The sequence below is a fragment of the uncultured Campylobacter sp. genome (genome assembly GCF_938040115.1).
Classification (GTDB): domain Bacteria; phylum Campylobacterota; class Campylobacteria; order Campylobacterales; family Campylobacteraceae; genus Campylobacter_A.
This window is the reverse complement of the sequence record NZ_CALHXD010000310.1, coordinates 1-5,636: the sequence shown is the minus strand read 5'-3', so window position 1 is coordinate 5,636 and position 5,636 is coordinate 1. Positions and strand designations below refer to the sequence as shown.

Below are 5,636 nucleotides of genomic sequence, written 5' to 3'. Positions count from 1 at the left end.
AGAGCCTATATTTGACGCTGGCTTTGCAAGAGATGGTGGCACGCTTTACTACAAGGGCGAAAAGCTTGATGCAGATCCTAGTGAGCTAAGATATATTACGACAGAAAGCGGCGCTGCTAGCGGATATTACACAGACGGCAAAAGCTTGTTTATGGGCTTTTATAGGCTTGATACAAGATATTCAGATGAGACGCGCCGGATATGCTACGATGCTAAGCACGATATAGAATATCTTTTTGAGCCAAAAAGTGGGGCGGTGTTTGCAAATGAGCATAAATTTAACGCTCAAAATATGCCTTATAGCGCCATTTATAGCGTGGATAACGTGCACTCGTTTTGGCCTCTTTTTGCCAGCAAAGATGGAATTTACTTTTGGGATAGCACGAAAGACGAGCAGGCTAAAATTTCAGACTACCAGCTAAAAGGCGAGCTAAAAAGGCTCTATGCTGACGTTTTTGTAGATGAAAATTCAGCGTATTTCTTGCAGCAAGGCGAAGAGTGGCAGCGCTCAAAGCACGGCAGGCACTTAGTGGCGCAAACAGTCTCTTTATATAAATTTGCCCCAAGCAGCTCTTGGCGTGAGATAGGGCTGGTAAAAGATGGCGAATATGGCGCAGTATATGCAAACGGCGATAAGCTCTATTTTTTTAGCAAGATAAAGCCATTTTATGGCATAAAACATAGTGTTTATGAGGTGGTTGATCTTGGAGCGGTTGAAATTTTAACCAGACCGCCGCACTTTCAGGGCAAAGAACTAGAGGCAAAGGATATCTACGAGATGATAAAAACCGGCGCGCTCGTGCCTGCTAGCGGCGAGGAGGTGGCGATATCTCGCATCGAGGTAGAAAAGCCGACCATCATCCTTTACGTCACGTTTGGTATCGTTTTTATTCTCGCGATCATCTTTGGAGTCACAAAAGCTAAAAGCACAAAGAGGGACTACATGTAAATTTAGTTTAAATTTTTCAAAACGCCTTTTTGCAGTGGTTTACTCCTTAAATTTAGCCAAAAACTTAAGGAGTAAATTTGACCTATTTACTCTTTTTTGTTATTTTAAAAGGAAGATGAAATTTACAAAAAAGGAGAAAAATGATCAAATTTCAAAAGTCGAAATTTAACAATTCGGTATTTATCCCATCGCTTGTTGTCATATTTTTAATAACGGCATTTGCAGCAATATTTCCAAATTTCTCAAATGAGTTTTTTAAAGGTATGCAAAACTACATCGCGGCCAAATTTGGCTGGTTTTACATCCTGACCGTCGCCGTCATACTTCTAAGCATCATTATCCTTGGCTTTAGCAAGCTTGGCGAGATCAAGCTCGGAGCCGATCACGTAAAGCCGGAGCACAAAAATATCTCGTGGTTTTCTATGCTATTTGCCGCCGGCATGGGCATCGGGCTTGTGTTTTTTGGCGTGGCCGAGCCGCTCATGCACTATCTAAATCCGCCGCTCGGCGACGCGCAAACTATCGCAGCGCAAAAGCTTGCGATGAATATCACCTTCTTTCACTGGGGTATGGGCGCATGGTCGGTCTATGCTATCGTGGCGTTAATTCTCGCCTTTTTCTCGTATAGACACGGCTTGCCGCTCACGCTTAGATCGGCATTTTATCCGATCATCGGAGATAAAATTTACGGCAAGATCGGCAACGCTATCGACACATTTGCCGTCGTAGCGACGCTTTTTGGCGTAGCGACCTCGCTAGGATACGGCGTACTTCAGGTAAATGCCGGCCTTACGCACGTTTTTGGCCTGCCGACCATGCATATTACGCTTCTAATAGTGCTTTGTTTTGCAGCGACCATCTCGGCAGCTAGCGGCGTTGATAAGGGGATTAAAATTTTATCAAACGCAAACATTGCGCTAGCTATATGTTTTATGTTTTTGATACTATTTTTGGGCGATACGACGCAGCTTTTAAAGTCGTTTGTGCAAAACAGCGGCGACTACGTATCGACACTTATTTCAAACACCTTTAACCTCTACGCCTACGAGAGGCAAAACGAGAGCTGGCTTGGCGGTTGGACGCTGCTATACTGGGCTTGGTGGCTATCTTGGTCGCCGTTTGTGGGGCTGTTTATAGCTAAAATTTCAAAGGGTAGGACGATAAGAGAATTTGTGATCGGCGTGCTTTTCGTGCCAACCGGCTTTACATTTGCTTGGATGAGCTTTTTTGGCAACTCGGCGATTGCGCTTGTGCAAAGTGGATTTAGCGAGCTTGCGACGACCGTAAATTCCGACTCGGCTTCGGCGCTTTTTATGTTTTTAGAAAAATTTAGCTTTTCAGGCGTGCTAAGCACGATCGCGGTCTTTATGATCGTCATATTTTTCGTCACTTCGGCCGATTCAGCGGCGATAGTTATGAACATGCTTTGCTCAAACGGCAAGGACGATACGCCGGTTTGGCAAAAGGTCTTTTGGGGCGTTACAGTGGGCGCCGTGGCAGCATTTTTGATGCTAGCCGGCGGTCTTGGCTCGCTTCAAGCACTTACGATAACTACGGCGTTGCCATTTGCCATAGTGCTACTTGGCGCCATTTACGGGCTATTTAAGGCGTTACGTGTGGATCTAACCAAAAAAGAGACAAATAACTTTAACAACATGCCCATTAGTGATCTTTCAAAGCCGTGGCAAGAGCGACTAAGCGCGATCATCACGCTACCTAGCAAAAAAGACGGCAGTAAATTTCTAAACGAAGTCGTGCTAAAAGCCTTTAACGAGCTAAAAGATGAATTTGCCAAAAACGGCCTTGAGGCAAATGTAACAAAAGCTGAAAATTTCGTAAATTTAAACGTCGGACTTGGCGATGAGATGGACTTTAGATATGGCGTATATCTCACCAAAAGCCAGAGCCCGGACTACACGAGGGAGCTTGAGGGCGACGATCTTTACTACAGAGCCGAGGTCTATCTAAAAGAGGGCGGCCAGGACTACGACGTGCTTGGTTGGAGCGAGGCCACGCTGATAAACGACGTCATCGAGCAATACCGTAAACATATGCAGTTTTTGCATATAGTTAGGTAAATTTGCTCTAGGATTTGCAAATTTGGACGCGTTTGTGCGGACGGCTTTTTTGCGGCTATTTATTGCAAATTTGAGCTTGAGGCGCTGCCGGTTTAAGTTAAAATCGGCAGACGCAGATTAAATTTACCCGTGCATTTGGGTTTAGATACTTCACATCGGTCGTAAAAGTTACGCGCCCAAATCGCCCGCCGCTAGCAAATTTTAATCAATTTTTTTATATAATTTCCCGTTTTATTAAAAGGGTTTATGATGGATAGAAAAACTTGGAGTTCGAAGGTAACGTATATTTTGGCGGTTGCGGGTGCTACCGTGGGCTTTGGCGCGACGTGGCGCTTCCCGTATCTAGTCGGGCAAAACGGCGGCGGCGCCTACGTGCTCGTGTTTTGTATCGCAATGATCGTGATCGGTATACCTATGATTTTAGCCGAAAATGCGATCGGCAGACGCCTAAAATGCAACGCCGTGGACGCATTCGGCGGTAAAAATATAAATCCGGCGTGGAAAATCGTTGGCTGGATGGGGCTGCTTGGCGCCTTTGGCATCATGGCCTACTACATGGTTATCGGCGGCTGGGTGCTAAACTACATCGCGCAGATCGCATTTGGCATGCTTGATCTCTCACAGGTGCTGAGTTTCGAGGCTACGAGCGCGTTTTACGAGCAAAATATCGTGAGCGATCCGCTGGCCATCAGCTTTGCCACGCTCGTGTTTGTGCTCGTAAACTATGCGATCTTGGTGCAGGGTGCGGTCGGCGGCATTGAGCGTTCGGCGAAGTATCTCATGCCGCTACTTTTCGTGCTGATGATCGTTATGATCGTAAAAAACTTGACCTTAGATGGCGTGGCGCAGGGGATTAAATTTTATCTCACGCCCGATTTTTCAAAGATAAGTATCAAGCTTTTCGTCGATGTTTTGGGACAGGTATTTTTCGCGCTTTCGCTTGGTTTTGGAGTGATGATCACGCTTTCAAGCTTTGTAAAAAAAGACGAAGGGCTGGTAAAAATCTCGATCATAACGGGCATCCTAAACACCCTCATCGCCGTGCTTGCGGGCTTTATGATATTTCCGTCGCTCTTTAGCTACGGCGTATCGCCAGATAGCGGCCCAAGCCTCGTGTTTAAGAGCTTGCCGATCGTTTTTTCGCATATGCCTTTTGGCGGATTTTTCGCAGTGGCGTTTTTTGCGCTACTGATGATCGCCGCGCTCACGACCTCGCTGCCGATCTACGAGGTTATCATCACGACCCTTCAAGAGAAATTTAAAATAAAACGCAAAAGCGCGATTTTGCTGGTTCTAGGCACGATATTTATCTTTGGAAATTTGCCGTCCTTGATGGCTACGAACCTGCTTGCGGACGTTAAAATTTTCGGTAAAAATATCTTTGACGCATACGACGCCATCAGCGCTACGATATTTTTTGTGCTGACCTCGCTTGGGTGCGCGATATTTGTAGGCTGGGTGCTAAAAGACGAAGCCAAACGCGAGATAATGCAGGGCAGCGAAAAACACGCAAAACTCGTAAATATCTGGTTTTGGTATATCAAATTCGTCGTGCCGTTTATCATTTTGGTGCTTTTTATCAGCTCGTTTTACGATAATTTTTTAAAGTAAATTTGATGGCAAATCTCGTAAATTTAGCTAACGGCGACAGATTAAATTTGCGCGTAGAGGGTCAAATTTTACTTAGCGAGAGCATCAAAAACGGCAAAACTAGGCAGACGCAAAAGGAGTTTGCTAGCGCTGGCGAGGTGCAAAAAGCCTGCGTGAAAAAGGAGTGGGAGAGCCTGAAAAAAGGCTACGTCCTGCAAAATGCGAACGCGAAAGCCGGCGAAGCAAGTTTGCACGTCTATATCGGCGGCGGATACACGGGCGCGCTAGCATTTGCGGGTGCTGGCGATGATTTTTTTGTTTATAAATGCGGCGGCTACAAAGAGGGCGGCGCGCTGTATGATTTTCTCATCAGGCTGGACGCGAGCGGCGCCGTAAAACAGCAGATCGTCCTGCCAAAGCCGCTTGCGTGGCACGCGGAGCGCGCCGGCGAGATTTTGCTGCTGGACTTAGATCACGATATTTTTAAATTTAACCCACAAACGGGCGAATTTACAAATGTCTTTAAAGAGCTAAAAATAAAAAGAAACGGCGATATTACGAGCTGCGTCTGCGCATCCGGCGAAACGGCGGCATTTGCGGCATACGGTCAAATTTATCTTTTAAAAGACGGGAAATTTTCGTCTCATGGCAAATATAAAACGGACTCAGGCTGCGGCGCGGCGTTTTGCGTAGCGCTTAGCACGGATGGTATGAGGCTGGCTCTAAGCTGCAAGCAAAACGAGATTAAAATTACAAGCACGATGAACGGCGAAATTTTAAATGAAATAAAAGGCGACTTCGGCGCGCTTAGCGACGTTTGCTTTTTGAAAGACGGCTCGCTGCTAGGCAGGGAGTATTACGAGGGCGGTCTAGTCTTTTTTGATGCGGCAGGCTCGCGGCAAACTCCCGCGTGGATGCGCGGCGAGTGCGCTAAGGCCCAGAAGATTCGCGTTAGCGCGGACGGTTCGCGGCTCGCATTGATTAATTACGACAAAGCCCGCATCATCGATCTAAAAAGC

At 46.4% G+C, this 5,636-nt stretch carries 3 protein-coding genes and 1 pseudogene; all 4 read left to right on the top strand.

The window, feature by feature from the left end; genetic code table 11:
* A pseudogene (locus Q0314_RS10520) lies at positions 1 to 949 on the top strand (hypothetical protein); the annotation flags it as partial.
* 140 nt (positions 950 to 1,089) lie between these two features.
* Positions 1,090 to 3,027 carry a BCCT family transporter gene (locus tag Q0314_RS10515; RefSeq protein ID WP_298058818.1) on the top strand — a complete coding sequence of 646 codons (1,938 nt, stop codon included), beginning with the start codon at positions 1,090 to 1,092 and terminating at the stop codon, positions 3,025 to 3,027.
* A 249-nt stretch (positions 3,028 to 3,276) separates the two neighbouring features.
* A complete protein-coding gene (locus Q0314_RS10510; RefSeq protein ID WP_298058816.1) occupies positions 3,277 to 4,638 on the top strand; it encodes a sodium-dependent transporter in 1,362 nt (453 codons plus the stop codon).
* Between the two features lie 5 nt (positions 4,639 to 4,643).
* A partial coding sequence (locus tag Q0314_RS10505) for a hypothetical protein (protein WP_298058814.1) occupies positions 4,644 to 5,636 on the top strand: 993 nt, incomplete at its 3' end.